Annotated in this window: 13 protein-coding genes; 4 read left to right on the forward strand and 9 right to left on the reverse strand. The window is 64.2% G+C overall.

Annotated features, from left to right (window positions below):
• Positions 1–10 precede the first annotated feature (10 nt).
• Both ABEG21_RS01780 and argB read right to left on the reverse strand, forming a co-directional pair.
• Positions 11–820, reverse strand: a complete 810-nt coding sequence (locus ABEG21_RS01780) for a pyrimidine 5'-nucleotidase (RefSeq protein ID WP_347556576.1) — start codon at positions 818–820, stop codon at positions 11–13.
• Between the two features lie 113 nt (positions 821–933).
• Positions 934–1,833: an acetylglutamate kinase gene (gene argB / locus ABEG21_RS01785; protein ID WP_347555578.1), complete on the reverse strand. Its 900-nt coding sequence runs from the start codon at positions 1,831–1,833 to the stop codon at positions 934–936.
• A gap of 166 nt (positions 1,834–1,999) precedes the next feature.
• Between argB and ABEG21_RS01790 the strand changes: the two genes are divergently transcribed.
• Both ABEG21_RS01790 and ABEG21_RS01795 read left to right on the forward strand, forming a co-directional pair.
• Entirely contained in the window at positions 2,000–3,322 is a 1,323-nt protein-coding gene (locus ABEG21_RS01790) for an ATP-binding protein (protein WP_347555579.1), read from the forward strand.
• On the forward strand, positions 3,315–3,857 hold the full coding sequence (locus tag ABEG21_RS01795) for a response regulator transcription factor (protein WP_347555580.1): 543 nt from the start codon (positions 3,315–3,317) through the stop codon (positions 3,855–3,857). Before ABEG21_RS01790 ends, ABEG21_RS01795 begins: the two co-directional genes overlap by 8 nt.
• Positions 3,858–3,981: 124 nt before the next feature.
• On the opposite strand, the gene hslU is transcribed toward ABEG21_RS01795, so the two are convergent.
• The 7 genes from hslU to dapF form a co-directional block, all read right to left on the reverse strand.
• Positions 3,982–5,322 (reverse strand): ATP-dependent protease ATPase subunit HslU, encoded by a 1,341-nt coding sequence (hslU, locus tag ABEG21_RS01800; RefSeq protein ID WP_347555581.1) that lies wholly within the window; start codon positions 5,320–5,322, stop codon positions 3,982–3,984.
• A gap of 14 nt (positions 5,323–5,336) precedes the next feature.
• Complete coding sequence (gene hslV / locus ABEG21_RS01805) at positions 5,337–5,885, reverse strand: ATP-dependent protease subunit HslV (protein WP_347555582.1); 549 nt, start codon at positions 5,883–5,885, stop codon at positions 5,337–5,339.
• Positions 5,886–6,195: 310 nt separating this feature from the next.
• Complete coding sequence (gene dksA / locus ABEG21_RS01810) at positions 6,196–6,615, reverse strand: RNA polymerase-binding protein DksA (protein ID WP_347555583.1); 420 nt, start codon at positions 6,613–6,615, stop codon at positions 6,196–6,198.
• A gap of 292 nt (positions 6,616–6,907) precedes the next feature.
• Positions 6,908–7,984: a GTP-binding protein gene (locus ABEG21_RS01815; RefSeq protein WP_347555584.1), complete on the reverse strand. Its 1,077-nt coding sequence runs from the start codon at positions 7,982–7,984 to the stop codon at positions 6,908–6,910.
• A gap of 127 nt (positions 7,985–8,111) precedes the next feature.
• Positions 8,112–9,155 (reverse strand): tyrosine recombinase XerC, encoded by a 1,044-nt coding sequence (locus ABEG21_RS01820; RefSeq protein WP_347556577.1) that lies wholly within the window; start codon positions 9,153–9,155, stop codon positions 8,112–8,114.
• Positions 9,156–9,273: 118 nt separating this feature from the next.
• Entirely contained in the window at positions 9,274–10,326 is a 1,053-nt protein-coding gene (locus ABEG21_RS01825; protein ID WP_347555585.1) for a DUF484 family protein, read from the reverse strand.
• Between the two features lie 29 nt (positions 10,327–10,355).
• Positions 10,356–11,321, reverse strand: coding sequence for a diaminopimelate epimerase (gene dapF, locus ABEG21_RS01830; protein WP_347555586.1), 966 nt, complete (start codon positions 11,319–11,321; stop codon positions 10,356–10,358).
• Positions 11,322–11,590: 269 nt separating this feature from the next.
• On the opposite strand from dapF, the gene ABEG21_RS01835 reads away from it, so the two are divergent.
• Both ABEG21_RS01835 and ABEG21_RS01840 read left to right on the forward strand, forming a co-directional pair.
• On the forward strand, positions 11,591–15,466 hold the full coding sequence (locus ABEG21_RS01835) for a hypothetical protein (RefSeq protein WP_347555587.1): 3,876 nt from the start codon (positions 11,591–11,593) through the stop codon (positions 15,464–15,466).
• An 83-nt stretch (positions 15,467–15,549) separates the two neighbouring features.
• Entirely contained in the window at positions 15,550–18,555 is a 3,006-nt protein-coding gene (locus ABEG21_RS01840) for a hypothetical protein (protein ID WP_347555588.1), read from the forward strand.
• Positions 18,556–18,566: the final 11 nt, after the last annotated feature.

Genomic DNA, 18,566 nt, shown 5'->3' on the forward strand with positions numbered 1-18,566 from the left:
CGTGGTCGCCTTACCGTCGCGGCAGCTTGGACAGCGTCCGCACGCGGTGATCGACGTAATGCGGGCGGCTGGCGGTGATTCTCGGCGGCGCCACGAGTTGCTGGCGCAGCAAGGGATCGCTGGCCGGCGCCGCGCGTTCCGTGCTCGACGCCGTCAATGCTGCCTGCGACGCCTGTCGCGCTGCCGTGTTCCGCACCGGAATGAAGCCGGTGATCCACACGGTGCGAATGCCCAGGCGGCGATAGCGTTTCAGATGGCCATGCGTATCCTCGACCAAGGTCGCGCGGGACGCCTGCGCGAGCGGCACGCCGACCTTTCGCAGCACGCGTCGCATCACCGTGCGCTCCGGCTTGGCCTGCCAATGGCTGCCGCGCCGCATGTCTTCGATGGCGATGACCCGCTCGAAATACCCCCGAATCCCCAGTGCATCGAGAATCGTATGCGCATAGTCCGACGGGCCGTTGGTCAGCACCACCTTGCGCCCCGGCAATTGCGACAAGGTGCGTCGCAGGCCGCGTTCGCCACGCACCATCTCGGACAGCGAATCAGACGGATGTACCTCGCGCAGGAAGGCGTGCGCATCGATCCCGTGGCGTCGCACCAGACCGAGCAAAGCCGCGCCATAGCGACGCGTATAGACCACTCTGAGGCGGTTCGCCGTGTCGCGATCGACGGACAGCGTCCGTTCGATATAGGCGGTCATTTCCCGATTGATATGCGGGAAGATCGCGTGCGACGCGTGATGGAGGGTATTGTCGAGATCGAACAGCCAGACCGGTCCCGTGCGCCGACGTCCGATCGTCCCATGACTGCCACGCATCCGGCGGACCCGTCGGAAAGCGGGCGCGCGGGGCGAGACGGGCGCGGTGACGTCGTGCAGCGGCTGGGCGCCGCGCGCACGGGGCTGCGGCCGCCCGAGGCGGCGCGGCGTCATCAGTAGGAACGGATCATCGTGCCGAACGGCTGTTCGGTCAGAATTTCGAGCAGCACCGAGTGCTCGATACGGCCGTCGACGATGTGCACCGAGTGCACGCCGCTCTTTGCCGCATCCAGCGCCGACGCGATCTTCGGCATCATGCCGCCCGAGATCGTGCCGTCTTCGAACAGCGCATCGATCTCGCGCGCCGTCAGATCGGTCAGCAGCGTGCCTGCCTTGTCCATCACGCCCGGGATATTCGTCATCATCACCAGCTTCTCGGCATTGAGGACGACGGCGAGCTTGCCGGCCACGAGGTCGGCATTGATGTTGTAAGACTGGCCGTTGCGGTCAAAGCCGATAGGCGAGATCACCGGGATGAAGGCGTCGTCCTGCAGCGCCTTGACCACAGCCGGATTGATCGCCTCGACTTCGCCGACATGGCCGATATCGAGGAAATTGCCCGGTTGATCGCGGTCCGGGATCATCATCTTGCGCGCATGGATCAGGCCGCCGTCCTTGCCGGTCAAGCCCACGGCCTGGCCGCCGAAGTGATTGATCAGCATGACGATGTCCTGTTGGACTTCGCCGCCGAGCACCCACTCGACCACTTCCATCGTCTCATCGTCGGTGACACGCATCCCTTGGATGAACGTGCCTTGCTTACCGATTTTCTTCAACGCGTGGTCGATCTGCGGGCCGCCACCATGGACGATCACCGGGTTGATACCCACGAGTTTCAGCAAAACCACATCGCGCGCGAAGCCTTGCTTCAGGCGCTCTTCGGTCATGGCATTGCCGCCGTATTTGATCACGACGGTCTTGCCGTGATACTGGCGGATATAAGGCAACGCCTCCGAAAGCAGTTCGGCTTTGAGCGACGGGGCAAGTTGCGAGATATCGAGGGAGTCGGGCATGGCGGCCTGAAAATCCGAAAACGAGGTGCAGAAACATCGCCGCGAGGGTCTTATGGGCTGGCGGCGGTGACGACGGTTTTAGCCGCTGTGGAGCCAGCGGTGCGCTGCCGATGCATTTACGCATTGCTAACGCGGAATTGTACAGGAACGCGCTACACTCCTGCCCATGAACGACATTACACAAACCGGGCATTTGAACCTGAGCCATTTATTCTGGCTCCGTTGTGTTGCAATTACAGGACAAGCGCTCGCCATCATCGTGGCCGACGTGGGGCTGAACATCCAGCTGCCGCTGTTGCCGATGGCCGCCGTCATCTTGCTCGAAATCGCCTTCAACGCCGCGACACTGATGCGCATCGCGCGGCCGGGCGGCGAAAGCAACGGCGAACTGTTCGGCCAGCTGTGCGTGGATCTGGGCGCACTGACGGCGCTGCTGATCATGTCCGGCGGCACGATGAACCCCTTCTTTTCGCTGTATCTGCCCGCCTTGGCGATCGGCGCGGCGGTGCTGCCGCTGCGTTCCGCGCTGGTGCTAGCCGGCCTCGCGGTGCTCGGCTATCTGTTGCTGACCGTCTACTCCTGGCCGCTGGAAGTGCGCGCGCTACCGGGAGGCCATCGCGCCAGTGCGTTGTTCGACCTCTACCGCACCGGCAATCTGATCAACTTCCTGATCAGTGTGGCCTTGATCGCCTGGTTCGTTGCGCGGATGTCGCGGGCATTGCGTCGCAGGGAAGCGGCATTGGCCGAGGCGCAGCAACGTCTACTCCGGGACGAGCGAGTCGTCGCATTGGGCGCCCAGGCCGCGAGTATCGCGCATGAAATGGGCACGCCGCTCTCGACAATTGCGTTGTTATCCGAGGAGTTGCGGGAGAGTGCGGCCGCCGATCAGTCCTTGGCGCCGTATCGCGGCGATTTCACGGTACTCGAGCAGCAGATCACGCTTTGCAAGGAAGCGTTGAAGCGGCTACAGTCGCGTGCGGCATCGCCGAATCGCCGACGCCTGAAGCCCTGGCTGGAGAGCTTTATCGAACAGTGGCGCCTGCGTCATCCGCAGGCGGGTCTGGAAACGGGCTCTCTGGGGTCCGAGGCGACGGTGATCGAGGATACCGTCGCCGTGGGACAGATTCTGACGATTCTGCTCGACAATGCGGCACGCGCCAGCCAGCGCCATGTGACGTTCGCGGTCCAGGATTTCGGTTATCCGGAAGATCGGGGCGCGTCGTCCATCGCGGCGTCGAGCGGCGCCCGCGCGGCGACGATCGCTTTTACCGTGTCCGATCATGGCCCCGGGATTCCCGCCGCGCTACGTGGCCAGATCGGCGCGACCCCGGTGCGCAGCACCCAGGGCGGCGCGGGCGTCGGATTGTATCTGGCGTTCGTGACGGCGGCGCGTTTGAATGGCACGATTGATATCGGCGATGCGCCAGAGCGCGGTACCCGCGCGATTTTGACATTGCCCGCAATGCGGGCCGAGGCTCCAGATGAGTAACCAGAACTTCCTGATCATCGACGACGATACGACGTTCGCCGATATTCTTGGCCGTTCACTGACGCGCCGTGGCTATACCGTCCACCAGGCGAACGACGCGGCGCGTGCGCTCGAGATCGCCGACGAGATGGACTTCGGTCGTATCACGGTCGACCTGCATTTGGGCCAGGATTCGGGCCTGACGCTGGTGTCCAAGCTGCGCGAACTGCAGCCCGATGCCTTGATCCTGGTGTTGACCGGCTATGCGAGCATCGCCACCGCCGTGCAGGCGGTCAAGGACGGTGCGGACAACTACGTGTCGAAGCCGGCGAACGTCGAAACGATCCTCGCCGCGATGAATGAAAACGCGACGCTGGAGCAGGCCGATGCGGCGCTGGAAAATCCGGCGCCCTTGTCGGTCGCGCGTCTCGAATGGGAACATATCCAGCGCGTGCTGGCCGAACACGAAGGCAATATCTCGGCCACGGCGCGGGCATTGAACATGCACCGCCGCACGCTGCAGCGCAAGCTCGGCAAGCGTCCGGTGGGGCGCTGACGGTTGGGCCAGGCGGCCGGCGCGCCGCACTGGCGTGCTGGCGTAGATTGCGTCGCAAAAATGACAAAGGGCAGCGAGTAACGGAGAAATCGTCCCTCGCTGCCCTTTGTCGCTAGTGCCTGACTTACAGCACGTAGCGGGACAGGTCTTCGTTACCGGCCACTTCGCCCAGCGCGGCATCGACATAGGCGGCGTCGACTTCGACCGCGCCATCGCCGGTGGTACCCGCGGTGAACGAGACTTCCTCCAACAGCTTTTCCATCACTGTATAGAGTCGGCGCGCGCCGATGTTTTCGGTCTTCTCGTTGACGGAGAAGGCGATCTCGGCCATCCGACGAATCCCTTCCTTTGTAAAGCTGAGCGTTACGCCTTCGGTCTGCAGCAAGGCCTGATATTGCTTCGTCAGGCTGGCATCGGTGCTGACCAGAATCGATTCGAAATCGTCGACCGACAGCGAATCCAGCTCGACGCGAATCGGCAGGCGCCCTTGCAGTTCCGGAATCAGATCGCTCGGCTTGGCTAGATGGAAGGCGCCGCTGCAGATGAACAGGATGTGATCGGTCTTGACCATCCCGTATTTCGTATTCACGGTCGTGCCTTCCACCAACGGCAACAGGTCGCGCTGCACGCCTTGGCGCGAGACTTCGCCGCCACCGCCGCCTTCACTGCGCGCGGCAATCTTGTCGATCTCGTCGAGGAAGACGATGCCGTTCTGCTCGATATTCGAGATTGCCTTCGTCTTGACGTCGTCCTGATTCAACAAGCGTCCTGCCTCTTCGTCGATCAGCAGCTTATAGGCTTCCTTGATCTTGACCTTGCGACGCGTCTTCTTGCCGTTGCCGATATTGGCGAACATGCCGCGAATCTGCTCGGTCATTTCCTCCATGCCGGGCGGGCCCATGATGTCCATCGACGGCGTGGGCGCTTCGATATCGAGCTCGACTTCCTTGTCGTCCAACTGCCCCTCGCGCAGACGCTTGCGGAAGGTCTGGCGCGTCGCGGTATCGGTGCTTCCCTGCGTCTCGTTTTCCGCCGAATAGGCGGTGCGGGTATTCGGCAGCAACAGATCCAGGATCCGATCCTCGGCGGCGTCTTCCGCCTTCGCGCGGACCTTGCGCATTTCCGATTCGCGCGTCTGCTTGATCGCGATTTCCGCCAGGTCGCGGATGATGCTGTCCACATCGCGGCCGACATAGCCGACTTCGGTGAACTTGGTTGCCTCGATCTTGATGAATGGCGCATCTGCCAGCTTGGCGAGGCGTCGTGCGATTTCTGTCTTGCCGACGCCGGTCGGGCCGATCATCAGGATGTTCTTCGGCGTGATTTCGTGGCGCAGCTGCTCGTCCACCTGCTGACGGCGCCAGCGATTGCGCAAGGCCACCGCTACGGCGCGCTTCGCCTTGTGTTGGCCGATGATGTGCTTGTCGAGTTCCGAGACGATCTCGGGAGGGGTCATATTGCTCATGTCTTATCCTGAAATCATTCCAAACCGATCGTCTCGATGATGCGGCTGTGATTCGTGTAGATACACATATCACCCGCGATCTTCAGCGATTTTTCGACGATTTCGCTCGGGTCCATCTCGGTGTTCTCGGCCAACGCGGTGGCGGCGGCCTGGGCATAACTGCCGCCCGAGCCGATCGCGCAAATGCCGCCCTCGGGGTCGAGCACATCGCCATTGCCGGTGATCACCAGCGTGGCTTCCGCATCGGCCGCGATCAGCATCGCTTCGAGACGGCGCAGCATCCGGTCGGTGCGCCAGTCTTTCGCCAACTCGACGGCGGCCCGGGTCAGGTGGCCCTGATGCTTTTCGAGCTTGGCTTCGAAGCGGTCCAATAGCGAGAAAGCATCGGCGGTCCCGCCGGCGAAGCCGACCAGCACCTTGCCGTGATAGATCCGGCGCACTTTCCGCGCGGAGCCCTTCATCACGATATTGCCGAGCGTCACCTGGCCATCGCCGCCCAGGGCGACCGATTTGCCGTCCTTGCTACGGACCGAGACGATGGTCGTGCCGTGATATTGCTCCATACGATTCCTCTAGAAGTCAGGGCGCCCGCTGGAAACGGGGCCGACGCGCACAGGCCGACAAAGCGCGGGCGCCATTCGTCGTTATATGAGCGCGTACCGGCAGAAATCAAGGTGAAAAACGAAATTGCCGCGACAGAGGGGGGAACAGGGTGAGGCAGGAAGGCTGCCCGTGTGGGCGGCCTAGGCGTGACAACGCCACGTCGGAGCGACGCGGGCAGGCGGGAAAATGCGCGAAGCGGATGCGGGAACGCCCCCGGGATGGGCACCGCGAATGAGGGCGCGGTGGACCCATCTCGGGGTGTTTGTCGAATCAGTCGCCGAACAGCTTCTGGCGCAGTTCGCGGCGTTGCTGTGCTTCCAGCGACAGCGTGGCCGTCGGGCGGGCGATCAGGCGCGGTACGCCAATCGGCTCGCCGGTTTCTTCGCACCAACCGTATTCGCCGCTTTCGATCCGTGCCAGCGACTGCTGAACCTTCTTCAGCAGCTTGCGTTCCCGATCGCGCGTACGCAGTTCCAGCGCATGCTCTTCCTCGATCGTCGCGCGGTCGGCCGGATCAGGCACGATCACGGTCTCACGGAGGTTTTCGGTGGTCTGGCCGGCGTTATGGAGGATTTCCGCCTGCAATTTCTCGAGCCGATCCCGGAAGAACGCGAGTTGCGCATCGTTCATATAATCCTTGTCATTTGCTGCAAGGATTTCTTCTTCAGTCAAGATTGGTGTCGTCGTCATCTGGCGTACTGTCTTCGTGGCGGGAGAGGGCTCCCGACTCCTGCAAAACGGCTGTGCAGATCCGGGTGGCGCTATGGGGTCGCGTTCTGCGTCGATTCAAGCGGCGAAGTATTGTAACTGAAACACCGACGCACTCCAGTGAATTAACGTTCCGGGCGCATTATCTTTTTTGATTCAGCGACATAGCGCGCCCGGACGGGCCTGTGAGTGAGCCTTCGTTTCGCCACGCCGCCGCAGCAAATGCCGACAGTGCGCGTGCTTCGTACACTAAGCACTCATTTAGCGTACTGCTTTACACCAAGCAGCGTTCCAAACCGTCCGTAATCAAATCCTGCGGCAAGTCTATACCGATGAAAACCATCTTGGAATGCTTCTTTTCAGACGGCAGCCAGCGCGTGGCCAGATCTGTCCCCATCATTTGGTGCACACCCTGAAACACGACGCGACGGTCGACGCCCTTCATCCACAGCACGCCCTTGTAGCGCAGCAGCTGCTCGCCGTAGATCTGCAGCACGCCGCCCAGGAAATCCTCCAGCTTGCGCGGATCGAACGCCTTGTCGCTGCGGAACGCGAAGCTCTTGATCTTGTCGTCGTGGTGCGCATGGTGATGATGATGCGCATGGCCGTGATCGTGGCCGCCGTCGTGCGCATGGTCGTGATCATGTTCGCAATGGCCGTGATCATGGTCGCAGGCGTCGTGATCGTGATCGTCCTCTTCCAGGAAGGCCGGATCGATTTCAAGCTTGTCATTCAGATTGAAGCCGCGCAGGTCGAACACCTGCTTGATCGACGCCTCGCCAAAATTGACTTCGGCGATCGGTGCGCGCGGATTCATCTGCACCAGGCGGTGCTTCAGCGCGTGAAGCGCATCGGCGTCCGCGAGGTCGGCCTTCGTGATGAACAGACGATCGGCAAAACCGACCTGACGCTGCACCACTTCGTGCGCGTCCAGCTGCTGGCTCGCGTGCTTCGCGTCCACCAGCGTGATGACGGCGTCGAGCAGGAAATGCTCGGCGACCTTGTCGTCCATGAAGAAGGTTTGGGCGACCGGACCCGGATTCGCCAGGCCGGTGGTCTCAATGACAACGCGGTCGAAATGGATGGCTTTCGCCTTGCGGCGTTCCGCGAGGTCGGTCAATGCATTGGACAGATCGCCGCGGATCGTGCAGCAGATGCAGCCATTGCTCATCTGGACGATCTCCTCGCCTTCGTCGCGCACGAGAATATCGTTGTCGATATTTTCTTCGCCGAATTCGTTCTCGATGACGGCGATTTTCATACCGTGCGCATCGTGCAGGATGCGATTCAGCAGCGTCGTCTTGCCGCTACCCAGGAAACCGGTCAGGATGGTGACGGGAATCTGATTCATGATGATGCGTTGCCTCTAATCGATACAGTTTGACTGCGCATCGCGTTGCGGAGCGCCCGCACGCGGCGAATCGCCCATTGAAGCACAAAATGCGCCTAAGCGTCTGCCCGCCCCCCAGACCGGACTTTCAGTCTGGTTTTTTGCGGGCGCGGGGGTGTGCGGCGTCATATATCTTGGCTAAATACTGAAAATCAAGTGACGTATACACCTGCGTTGCGGCGATGCTCGCGTGGCCGAGCATTTCTTGGACCGCCCGCAGGTCCCCGCTGGACTGTAGCAAGTGGGTGGCGAAGGAGTGCCGCAGCACGTGCGGATGGACGTTCGTCGGAATGCCCGCGCGCAGCGCGACCGCTTTGACGACGCGTCGCACCAACGTCGGCGAGACGCGTTGCCCGCGCGCTGACAGAAACAACGCGTCGGAATCGTCCTTGATCCATTGCCCCCGGATCGTCATCCAGTCGCGCAGGGCGTCCATCGCCTTGCGGCCCACCGGGACGCCGCGCCGCTTGCCGCCCTTGCCGGTGACGATCACTTCCGCCTGCGGCAAATCCAGCCAACTGATCGAACGATAGTCTTTCCGCTCCATGTAGTGGTGATCGAGGCTGATCAGTTCCGCCAGCCGCAATCCCGACGAATACAGCAATTCCAGCATGGCCCGGTCACGCGCCTGCGTCACCGGGTCTTCCGTGGACGGGAGCGGCTGGCCGTCGGCCGATGCCGCCACGGCGGAGGCAGAGGCGGGCTTCGACGGGGCGGCGGATGCGATCGTTTCGTCTTCGGCGTCTGCGCCGATGTCGCTATCGGCGCCGTCACGGTGCCGCCGTGCAGGCGCCGGCACTGCCTGCATCAGGCGCGCGGCATCGTCGGCGGACAAGGCTTTCGGCAATGTGCGCGCCTGCTTGGGCGCGCGGATACCGTCCACCGGATTGGTTTTGAGATCGCCGTCCAGTGCCCGCCATTTATAAAAGCCCCGCCATACGGACAGCCGGTGGGCGATCGAGCGGGGGTGCATCCCGCCCGCATGCGCGCGAGAAACGGCCCCGCGAATATCGATCGCGCTCAGCGTGCTCAACAGCCTTCCCGCGGCCAGCGTGGCGAGTTGCGTGAGTTCGTGTTGATAGCCGCGCAGCGTGTGGGCCGAGTATTGGCGCTCGCGCGCCAACATCGTCATATAGGTCTGCAGGGCCAGTCGGTCGTGCGGATCGGCCGCGACGAACGGCACCTCCGGGCTTTCGGGCGTTGTGCCGACGTCGGTCGTGTCGATGACGTTGGCCTTTTCCACCGCGGGATCAGCGGACGCTGACACGGCTGAGCGCGGCGCCTGCAAGGGCGCCGATGCGGGACAGCAGGTCGGTGGCCATCGCGGAATGGAAGCGTTGCGGGTCCGCGGAGCCCAGCACGATCAAGCCGAACGCTTCCGCGTCCGGATCGACATAGCCATCCGAATTCGGCGCGCGCAGCGGGATCATCGCAATCGATGCGATACCGCCCGGGGCCAGCGTCGGCTCGGCGGGTGTCGTCGTCGCGTCCGCGTCGGCGCGGCCGTCGGCAACAGACCTACCCGGCGGCGCGATACTGCGCACGATCGAAACGGAAGGCGTCTGGCGATCGCCGCCGGAGGGGGGCGGTGTATCGTCCGTGGGCAGGCCGCCACTGCCCGTGGCGATCGATTGCAGATAGGCGTTCGTGGAAGGGACGGCAGGCGCCGACGACGGCGCGCTCGGGGCGATCGCATCCAGCCAGGCGGCGGCTGCGAAGCCGGTATTCTTGCCGCAATACGGCTTGCCGAGCCCGCTGGCGAACGCGCGAATCGTGTTGTCCACCGGCGCCGACCAGCCCGTGGGCATATGGAAGCTGCTATAGCCCGTGACGGTGCCGTCTTCGCCGGCATCCGGCGCCGCGCCAGCGCCAGCGCCAGCGGTCGGCCATGCGGCCGGCGTGCCCCGCGCGCCATTGTCGGCCGCGGTATGCCCCGACGCGGTCTTGGACGAAAATATCGGCCAGATCCGCACGGCGACCGACGGCACGTCGAAGCCGCTGCGCAGCCCGTCTCGGACAATCTCCGGCAAGGTGTGGGGATCGTTGGCGAGCAGCAGTTGGCAGGCGAGGCGGTCCAGCCGCGTCGCATACCCGTCGTTTTCGTGGCCGTAGCGGACCAGCTCGTTCAAGCGTCGTTCCAGCTGCCGGTTCTTTTCACGGACGATCTCGATCTGACGCTGTGCGAGCGAGACCACCCGTCCGCCGTGTGGATTGCCCAATTGCTGGCGTGCCAGCACGTCCGGGTGTCGCTCGAGAAATTGCGGATTGGCCAGCAGGAAATCGGTGACGTCGGATTCGTTCATCGGCATACCAGGTTCGACGGAGACGTAAATCAGCGCTCGGAGGAGGCGGTGGCTTCCTCCGATGAAGCATCGGCGGCGGGTTCGACCGCTGCCGGCGCGGCGGGCGTGGCGACATGCGGCGCGGAGACGACGGCGTCGACGTCGATCTCGCCCTGGAAAACGGTGATGGCCGGACCCGCCATGAAGACATGCGCGTCCTGCACGTTCGGGCCTTCCCAGGTAATCGTCAATTGGCCGCCATGGGTATGGACGGTCACCGGGCTATCCAGCAGACCGCGGGAAATCCCCGCGACCACGGCGGCGCACGCGCCGGTGCCGCAGGCCAGCGTTTCGCCCGCGCCGCGCTCGTAGACGCGCAGGCGGATCGACTGGCGATCGACGACTTCCATGAAGCCGGCGTTGACGCGCGCCGGGAAGCGCGGATGCGACTCGATGGTCGGACCGTCTATGTCGACCGGGAAGGTTTCGACATTGTGGACCACCTGCACCGCATGCGGATTGCCCATCGAAACGACCGACACCTCCACTTCGCGGCCATTGATATCCAGCGGCCACAGCACGTCATGAACGGACGGACGTGCCAGCAAGTCACGAATTTCGAACGGCACCTCGGCCGGATGGCGTTCCGGCGAGCCCATGTCCACCACCACGTCGCCATTCTCGCGCATCGTCAACGCGATCACGCCGCGTTGCACCTGCACGCGGATCTGGTCCTTGTCGGTCAGCCCGTGGTCCTTCACGAAGCGATAGAAACAACGGGCGCCGTTGCCGCAATGTTCCACTTCGCCGCCGTCGCTATTGAAAATGCGATAACGGAAGTCCACGCCGGCAATGGTCGGCTGTTCGACAAACAGGACCTGGTCCGCGCCCACGCCGAAATGTCGGTCCGAGATCGCGCGAATCTGTGCACCGCTGAGAGAGAGGGGGGCGCGGGTCGCGTCGAAAACGACGAAATCGTTTCCGGCGCCGTGCATCTTGCTGAAAGGCAGTTTCACGATGGTGAGGCGAAAAGGGGGCGAGGGAAAGGGCGCGACCGGTCCGGCGTTTTTGCCGCCCATCAGGCGGGCAGCAGCGCCATCGGGCGATACGCCAGACCGACTAAATGCATAGCCGTATCGGCAGATTGTACGCCAAACCGCGTGGCGCGCGAAAAGGGTGCAGCGTTGTTCGCAAACCTCGCCCGCCCGGTCAAACCGTTGTGTCGGCCATGTCCGCGCCGGGCGTCGCGCTTTACATTGACCACTCGCCAACGCGGATAATCGCCATGAATGAAATCGCGAACGCAGCAGCCTCCTGTGTCGGTCCGATGTCTGTTCGTTCGAACGCGCGGCCCGCCTATCCTGGCGGGCCGCACGCCGAAGATCCGGCGGCTTATCGCGCGGACGCCACGCGCGCGGCGTCGCGACAATGGCACGATGCCTTGCAGACGGCCGAGCGTGAAGGATGGAGTATCGCGCCGCGCGCGATGGCGTGCGCTGACGTGGGCGCGGGCATTCCGCTGGCATCGCAGGCGTCGAGGTCTGCTTCCAGTCCCGCGCCCGGTTCCGCCCCCGGCGTGCCGAGCGCGGAACATGCGGGGAGGCCGCCCGATAGCCTGCCGGTCGTGGCCGCGTTTCTTGCGCGGAGCCGTCGCGGACTGGGGGCGTCGCGAGAGGCGGCACCTCAGCCCGCACTGCAGCCCGATGGGCATCCTCGTGCCGACGACGATAGCGTCCCGGAGGTGGTCTCGGAGCCCGTGCCGCGCCAATGGCGCGTTCGCACGCATCACACGCTGGCGGAGGCGACGCGTGCCTTGAGCAGTTGCAGCGCGCCGTTCAGCCATGCGAGCCAGTTGGCCGATGACCTTTTCGCCGCGTCGGATAACCCCGCTTTCACCGCGGAGCGCCGCGAAACGCTGCGCGACACGGCGGTTGTGGCGGACCGCGTGTCCGGGATGGCGCCCTCGGTGTTTTATCTGCAGAGTATTTGCAAGATGTTCGGTATCGCGGCGAATCTGCTCGAAGGAAAGCCGATGACGCCCAACGACGTATTGGACATCAATATCTTGAGCCGCAGTCTGGTGTCCATCGAGCGTATGGCGGTGCCGTTGCACGCGCGCGAGACCGCGCTGCCGGAGGCGGCAAAAGCGCGTGAAAGCGCCGTGGATCCCTTCCCTGGGGGCGGCTTTGCCCGATCGGGCCCCGATGCATCGAAGATGGCACCCTTGCCAGCCGCGCGCGATGTCGATTTCGATCTCGAAGAGACCGCATTGACCTCGCTGGATTTGTTCTATCAGGAGCCCGGTGACGTATTGTCGGGCGCGCCCGCGGACGGCGTCGATGCCGATCCGCGCGCAGACGGGGCGCTCGATCGGGCGGCCGCGGGTGGCACCAGCCCGATCGAACAAGCCGCAGCAGGGCCGTCCCCGGTCGGGAGCGTCGAGGAGATCCCGCGCGGCGCTGCGCCGCCGGTCATCGCGCCGGCGCCACTTGATGCCGAAGACGCCGCGATGCAGCAGATCGCGTCGGTGATACGCCCCGCCTCCTTGCAGTGGACCAAGGTACAAACCGTACCGGTGCGGCGTACAAGCGGGCCGCAGCCGCAATGGGAAACCTTTGCCCTGGCGGAATACGCGGCGAGCCGCATCGATGTGACCGGCCGCGCGGATGGCGAGCGCTTCGTCGTGGAGGGGCATACCTATGTCTATCTCGACGGTCATGCGCTGGCGGTGCGGGAGTTGCTCCCCGGCCTCTGGTGGGTCGTGGACAATCACCATCGGCCGATGGGCGCCGGCGGCGCCGCGCATCGGCTGCCGCCCTTGCCGTTGCGGGCACGGGGCCTCCGATTGACCGTGGTCCGGCCGCATTGGGAGGACGTGCCGGACGTGCATGATGCGGCGGTCGGCGTCGATGGCTATATCCGACATCATGGGCGGAAGTTTGTCGAGATCGATGGCATGCGGGTGGAGGCCTCCCTGCGGCGCATCGACGGCGAGCACGTGATCTCCGATTTCGCGCGCCCCTTGCCGGACATGGTGGTGGGATCGGATGCGATGCAGATCATCACGTCAAGTGACGGCAGCCGATGGATCGAAGGCGAATACGGGTACTACCGCTTGCGGTACGATCTGCGGCTCCGAGAGTTCTATGTGACCGAGCCCGGCGATATCGGTCCGGACGCCGCGCCGCGCCGCGCGCTGGTGGATTTCGATGCACGGCGGCATCGGTGGACGGCGCTGGTCGGCAGACGACACAGCGGCTATGAGGACATGCTGGCGGTCGGTTATCGGCAGATGGCGGAGCAACTGGAGGGCGATGTCGAAGCACGCGGAAGCGCGATCGAAGCGATCGAGCCAAGCGAGCCAGGAGGCGCGGCGGCGCGGGAAGAAGAGGCCGGCATGACTTCGGGCACGCAGGCGCTGCAGGCGGGCAGGGCGCCGTTATCGGAGCCGAGCGGGCTGTCCCCGTCCTCGCCGCTGGAAAGAGGCGATTCGGCCGATGTCGACGAGTTCGACGATTCGGTATCCGATTCTCGCGAAACTTCCGTCTCTTCCGGCAACACCGACGAGTCGGGGAGCAGTCCGCCCTTCCCCCTATACGCCTCGCGGGAAACCGGGCTCGAACGGGAGTTCGCGCTATTCGGGCACTATGCCGAAAACCTCAAGCGCTTCCCGTTCTTCACGCGTCGGCATCCCGGTGAATCGCTCCGCCCTCGCAATAGACTACGACATGGGCTGCGTTTGACCTTCGAACGATTGCGCGCCACATCGATGGTGGCCGTCAACCGTATGGAGCCGGAGATACGCGCCGCGATGGTGCCCAAGGTGCTGAGCCTGCGGCATCGTCTGCGTGATCTGTATCCGTCGGCGAAACAATGGTACGGCATGACCTTGATGGAAAAGCAGCGGGAAGTGGCGCACATGATCCGCGTCGCCTACAAAGAGGCGGCCGGCGATATGTGGCCCTGTCTCAGTGGCTATTGCAATGAAATCGCCGACGTCGTCCTGAGTGGCTTGATCAATATCAAACCGAAGTTGCGCAGCCATTTGATGGAACTAGCGCTATATGACCGGCGCGGCGTCAAAGGCACGCACGTGATGCTCGTCTATGCGGAACGCCCGGTGACCTTGAGAGCCTTCGTCGATCTGGCATCTCGTGACGTGCAGGTGCAGCACACGCGGCCGACGTTTTCCGAGGCCGAGTTTTACGATTGGCTTTTAACTAATAAGGAATCCGTACTGTTGATCGATGCCTGGGCGACCGGCAAGCTGCTGGATCTCAGCGGCGCGACGTCTGCCGATATGGTGCGTAACGAACTGCTGCCGAATTTACAGGAGGCGGGATTCGAGCTGAAGGACAGCCCGCAGTTTCAGGTGCGCGCGGTGCTGCCGCAGCGGCCGCACAATGCGGCGGGGCGGCCACGACGTGAGCCGGACGGCATGCGCGCGCTCACCAGCGTCCCGGCCAGTTGGGAGTTGTTTGCAGGCTGGGCCGTCAGCGGCCGCTTGCCTGCGGGCACCTCGGCCGCCGCGCTCGGTGCCGATCTCGCCGCGGCTGCGGCGAGTCCGACGGTCGACGTCGGACGCCAGACGCTGTTACGGCGACTGGCGGAGGAGATCATGCCCGTGTCGCGAAATGGTACGGCCGCGCTCGGTATCGATCGCCGCACGCTGACCATGGCGGGGCGGGCCGCCTTGGCGTTGCTGGATATCCCGCGTCTGCCGGTCGTGGCGGCAGACGGTGGGACGACGGCAAGCGCCGCTTATGCGACCGAGGCGGGCGTAACCGAGGTCGCGATGACCGATGCATCCGTCAACGAAGATGCCGACCCGGGTACGAGCGCCGCCACAGCAACGCGTACGCCGTCCGACACGACGGAGGGGCGCATGTTGACGCCGGATGCGCGGCTGTCCGCTTACCGGTCGATGGTGCCGTCGGACGACGATCACTCGATGGTCAAAGCGCTGGGCGCAAACAGCTATGTGTGGATGCCTGATGGCTTGTACTACGCCGTGCGGGAGATCATGCCCGGGCGTCTCTTCATCGTCGATCCGAACGACAGCCCGTTCGGACGGCCCGCCTTGCCGTCGATCCCGTTGGAGCGCGATGGCGCCGTATGGCGCGTTGCCGGAGGGCATCACCGCGGTGCAGGCATGCCCTAGCCAGGCGGTCAAAACGGCCTGTACTGGGTGGAGCGGCATCTTGGCACGCGATACATTGAACGTTTGCAAAAGGAGGGGCGCCGATGATGGATCTTACCCGCGACGCCGGCACGACGTCCGCCGGTGGGCGCGTGCGTGCGGACCGCGCAATCTGGGATGAGCGTTTGCCGCCGACGGCGCAAGCGGGTGCCGGCCAGGCGCACGATATCGAAACACTACAGCAGCGGTGGGACGCCGCATCGCACACGGCCGTGCGGCGGCAATGGACCGTTGCGCCGGAAGGTTCGAGGCTTTGCGCCGACGCGGGCGATGGCGATCACGGCACGCGCGCGGAAGCCGATGCCCACGGCGCCCCCACGGCGTCCAACGACGGTCGACGCGCCGCTGCTTTTTTGAGGCATATGACGCGGCAGCGGAGAGCGACGGCAGGGCGCGGCGATGCGACATCGACGGTCGTGCCGGTCGAAGCGCCAAGCGATGTCGTCGTTGTGCCCGTGCCGCGCCACTGGGAGATCCGCACGAAATACACCTTGGTGGAAGTGCTGCGCGGACTGAGCAGTTGTTCGGCGCCGTTCACGCATGCCAGTCAGCTGGCCGACGATCTCTTCGCGGTGTCGACGCATCCGAACTACACGGCGTCACAAAGAGCGATGATTCGAACCGGGGCGATCGTCGCGGATCAATTGACCGGGCTTGCGCCACAGGTCTTCCTCTTGCAAAGCGTCTGCAAGCTGTTTCGTATCCTGGCCGATCTGATCGAAGCCAAGCCGATCACGCCCGGCGATATCCTGGATATCAATATGCTGGGGCGGCACTTGATGGTACTCAAGCGCCTTCGGTCGCCGCTCTACGTCAATCCGAAATTCGCTCCGCCGCGTCAGCGACGGCCGAAGGGTGCCCTCGGCATCGCACGTGTGAAGACCCCGCTTCACCGGCCTGCCGCCGCGTCCGATGCGGTCGGCCCGGAAGCGCACCATGCGTCGGTGTACTACGGCGAACAGGCCGCGGGACGGCCTGGAACGCCGCCGCTTCGGGCGGATGAGATGGCGCCTGCGCAGACCACGTTGGAATTCTTCTACACGGAAGTGGCCGAGCGGGAGGTCGCCGCATCGAACGAGCGCCTTGCCGGCAGCGGCCATGATGCCGAGACGCCGGGTCGTCCGCCAAGCCATCAAGCGGTTCCGCCGCCCGCGCGCGAATCCTCGCCGGCACAGTTGGATGCCGAGCGCGCGGCGATACGCCGAATTGCCGCCGATGTCGCGCCCGCGCCCGTGCAGTGGACCAGGGTGAAGTCGGTTCCCTTGCGTCGGCGCACGGATCTGGCGGGTCAATGGGAGCGTTTCCCCGTGTCTGCCTATCAGGTGCGCGGCGTCGATCTCAGCGGCACCGCGCCTGGCGAACGATTTCGCCAGAACGGCCGAGACTATCTCCATATCGAAGGGGGCGCCGTCGCGGTGCGCGAGCTGCTCCCTGGCGAGCCGTGGATCGTCGACAACCGCGTTTATCCCGATACCCCCAGTAGCGCGGAGCGCTTGCCGCCGTTGCCGTTGTGGAAGAACAGCGGCGGATGGGCGGTGCAGGAACCCGATTTGATCGATGCGCCCGACGCGCATGGCATGCCGGTCTCCGATGACGGATACGTGCGCGTGCAGCGGCGGACATTCGTTCAGATCGACGGCGTGCGTGTCGAGACGTCGCGTGTGGGCATCGATGACGAAGCGACGCTGCGTCCGTTGGCCCAGCCCTTGCCCGATCCCGTGCCGGGTGCCGATGCCATGCAGATTATCTGGTCGGCCGATGGGCAACCGTGGATCGAAGGCGAGCATGGCTACTATCGCCTGCGTTTCGATCTCGATCAGCAGGAGTTCCATGTTGTCGGAGCGGAGGCTGCGGACGGCGCAACTGACCACGCGCGGCGCCTGGTCGATTTCGACGTGCAGCGGCATCGATGGTCGGCGATTGCCGACAAGGGCGCGAGCGATGGTCCGATGCCGTACGGGGACACGCCATCGAGCCCTAGGGGAAACGCGCCGGCGGACGAGGCGACGTTTTTCGATCGCGCCGGCCCTAGCGTGGACGCGCGGATTCGGCAAGAGGCTCCGCTCGCGAGCGCGGACGATATCGCGTCGGTCCCTGGCGCGCCGGCTCGGGAGCGCATGGCGCCTCGGGCAGAATCGGAAGATCTGGACGATACCGAGGAGGCTGTCGAGGCGCAGGGTGCCGTCGCAAGCGACCGCGAGCCCTTCCCCGCACTGGCCTACGACGCCAAGCAAACGCGGCTCGAGCGAGAGTTTGCGCTGTTCGGACATTACGCGCGGAATATTAAGAAATTGCCCTTCCTGTCTTCCGCGCGTATCGGGCCCGGGGCATCCCTGCGGCGCAAGCTGCGGCGTGGCCTTCGCGAGGCGCTGTTTGCGCTGGAAGACGAGTCGATGGTGCCGGTCAATCGCATGGACCGCAACGTGCGGCTCGATTTCACGCCTCAGGTCCTCGGGTTTCGACAAAGCCTGCGCGGTTTGTACCCGTCCCTGGCGAAATGGCGCGGCATGACGCTGCAGGAAAAGCAGTACGAAGTCGGCATCATGGTGGATCTTGCTTATGCCAAGGCCGGCCCGGATATGTGGCCTTGCCTCGCCGGCTATTGTCACGAGATCGCCGACGTCATGTTGAATGCCTTGACCGTCCCCCGGCAAAAGCTTCGCGAGAACCTGCTACAAGTGGCGCTGGCGGACCAGGCGGGCGTCAAGGGTACGCACGTGATCCTGGTGTATGCGGACGACGCGGCGACGCTGAGCGTCTTTGGCGACCTTTCCCTGCGCGACGTACGTTTCCAGCGGTCGCGGCCGACGCTGAGTGACGCCGAGTTCTATTCCTGGCTGCTACAGCATCGCGACAGTGTGCTGTTGATCGACGCCTGGTCGACGACCAAGTTCGTCGATCTTAGCAACGTGCAGACGGTGGAGGCCGTGCGCGATCAATTGCGGCCGAATCTGTTCGAAGCCGGCTTCGAAGTGGCGCCGAATTTGTCGCGCTTCCAGGTGAGCGCGGTGTTGCCGGAGCGTCCCGAGTTAACGCCGCGTCGGCGATGAAGGCCCTAGGC

It is taken from the genome of Robbsia sp. KACC 23696 (assembly GCF_039852015.1).
Lineage (GTDB): Bacteria > Pseudomonadota > Gammaproteobacteria > Burkholderiales > Burkholderiaceae > Robbsia.

Excerpts from the sequence above, each read along its gene's own strand:
- ABEG21_RS01780 (WP_347556576.1), bottom strand. The coding sequence starts at position 820 with ATGCGTGGCAGTCATGGGACGATCGGACGTCGGCGCACGGGACCGGTC.
- argB (WP_347555578.1), bottom strand. The coding sequence starts at position 1,833 with ATGCCCGACTCCCTCGATATCTCGCAACTTGCCCCGTCGCTCAAAGCC.
- ABEG21_RS01790 (WP_347555579.1), top strand. The coding sequence starts at position 2,000 with ATGAACGACATTACACAAACCGGGCATTTGAACCTGAGCCATTTATTC.
- ABEG21_RS01795 (WP_347555580.1), top strand. The coding sequence starts at position 3,315 with ATGAGTAACCAGAACTTCCTGATCATCGACGACGATACGACGTTCGCC.
- hslU (WP_347555581.1), bottom strand. The coding sequence starts at position 5,322 with ATGAGCAATATGACCCCTCCCGAGATCGTCTCGGAACTCGACAAGCAC.
- hslV (WP_347555582.1), bottom strand. The coding sequence starts at position 5,885 with ATGGAGCAATATCACGGCACGACCATCGTCTCGGTCCGTAGCAAGGAC.
- dksA (WP_347555583.1), bottom strand. The coding sequence starts at position 6,615 with ATGACGACGACACCAATCTTGACTGAAGAAGAAATCCTTGCAGCAAAT.
- ABEG21_RS01815 (WP_347555584.1), bottom strand. The coding sequence starts at position 7,984 with ATGAATCAGATTCCCGTCACCATCCTGACCGGTTTCCTGGGTAGCGGC.
- ABEG21_RS01820 (WP_347556577.1), bottom strand. The coding sequence starts at position 9,155 with ATGACGATGTTGGCGCGCGAGCGCCAATACTCGGCCCACACGCTGCGC.
- ABEG21_RS01825 (WP_347555585.1), bottom strand. The coding sequence starts at position 10,326 with ATGAACGAATCCGACGTCACCGATTTCCTGCTGGCCAATCCGCAATTT.
- ABEG21_RS01835 (WP_347555587.1), top strand. The coding sequence starts at position 11,591 with ATGAATGAAATCGCGAACGCAGCAGCCTCCTGTGTCGGTCCGATGTCT.
- ABEG21_RS01840 (WP_347555588.1), top strand. The coding sequence starts at position 15,550 with ATGATGGATCTTACCCGCGACGCCGGCACGACGTCCGCCGGTGGGCGC.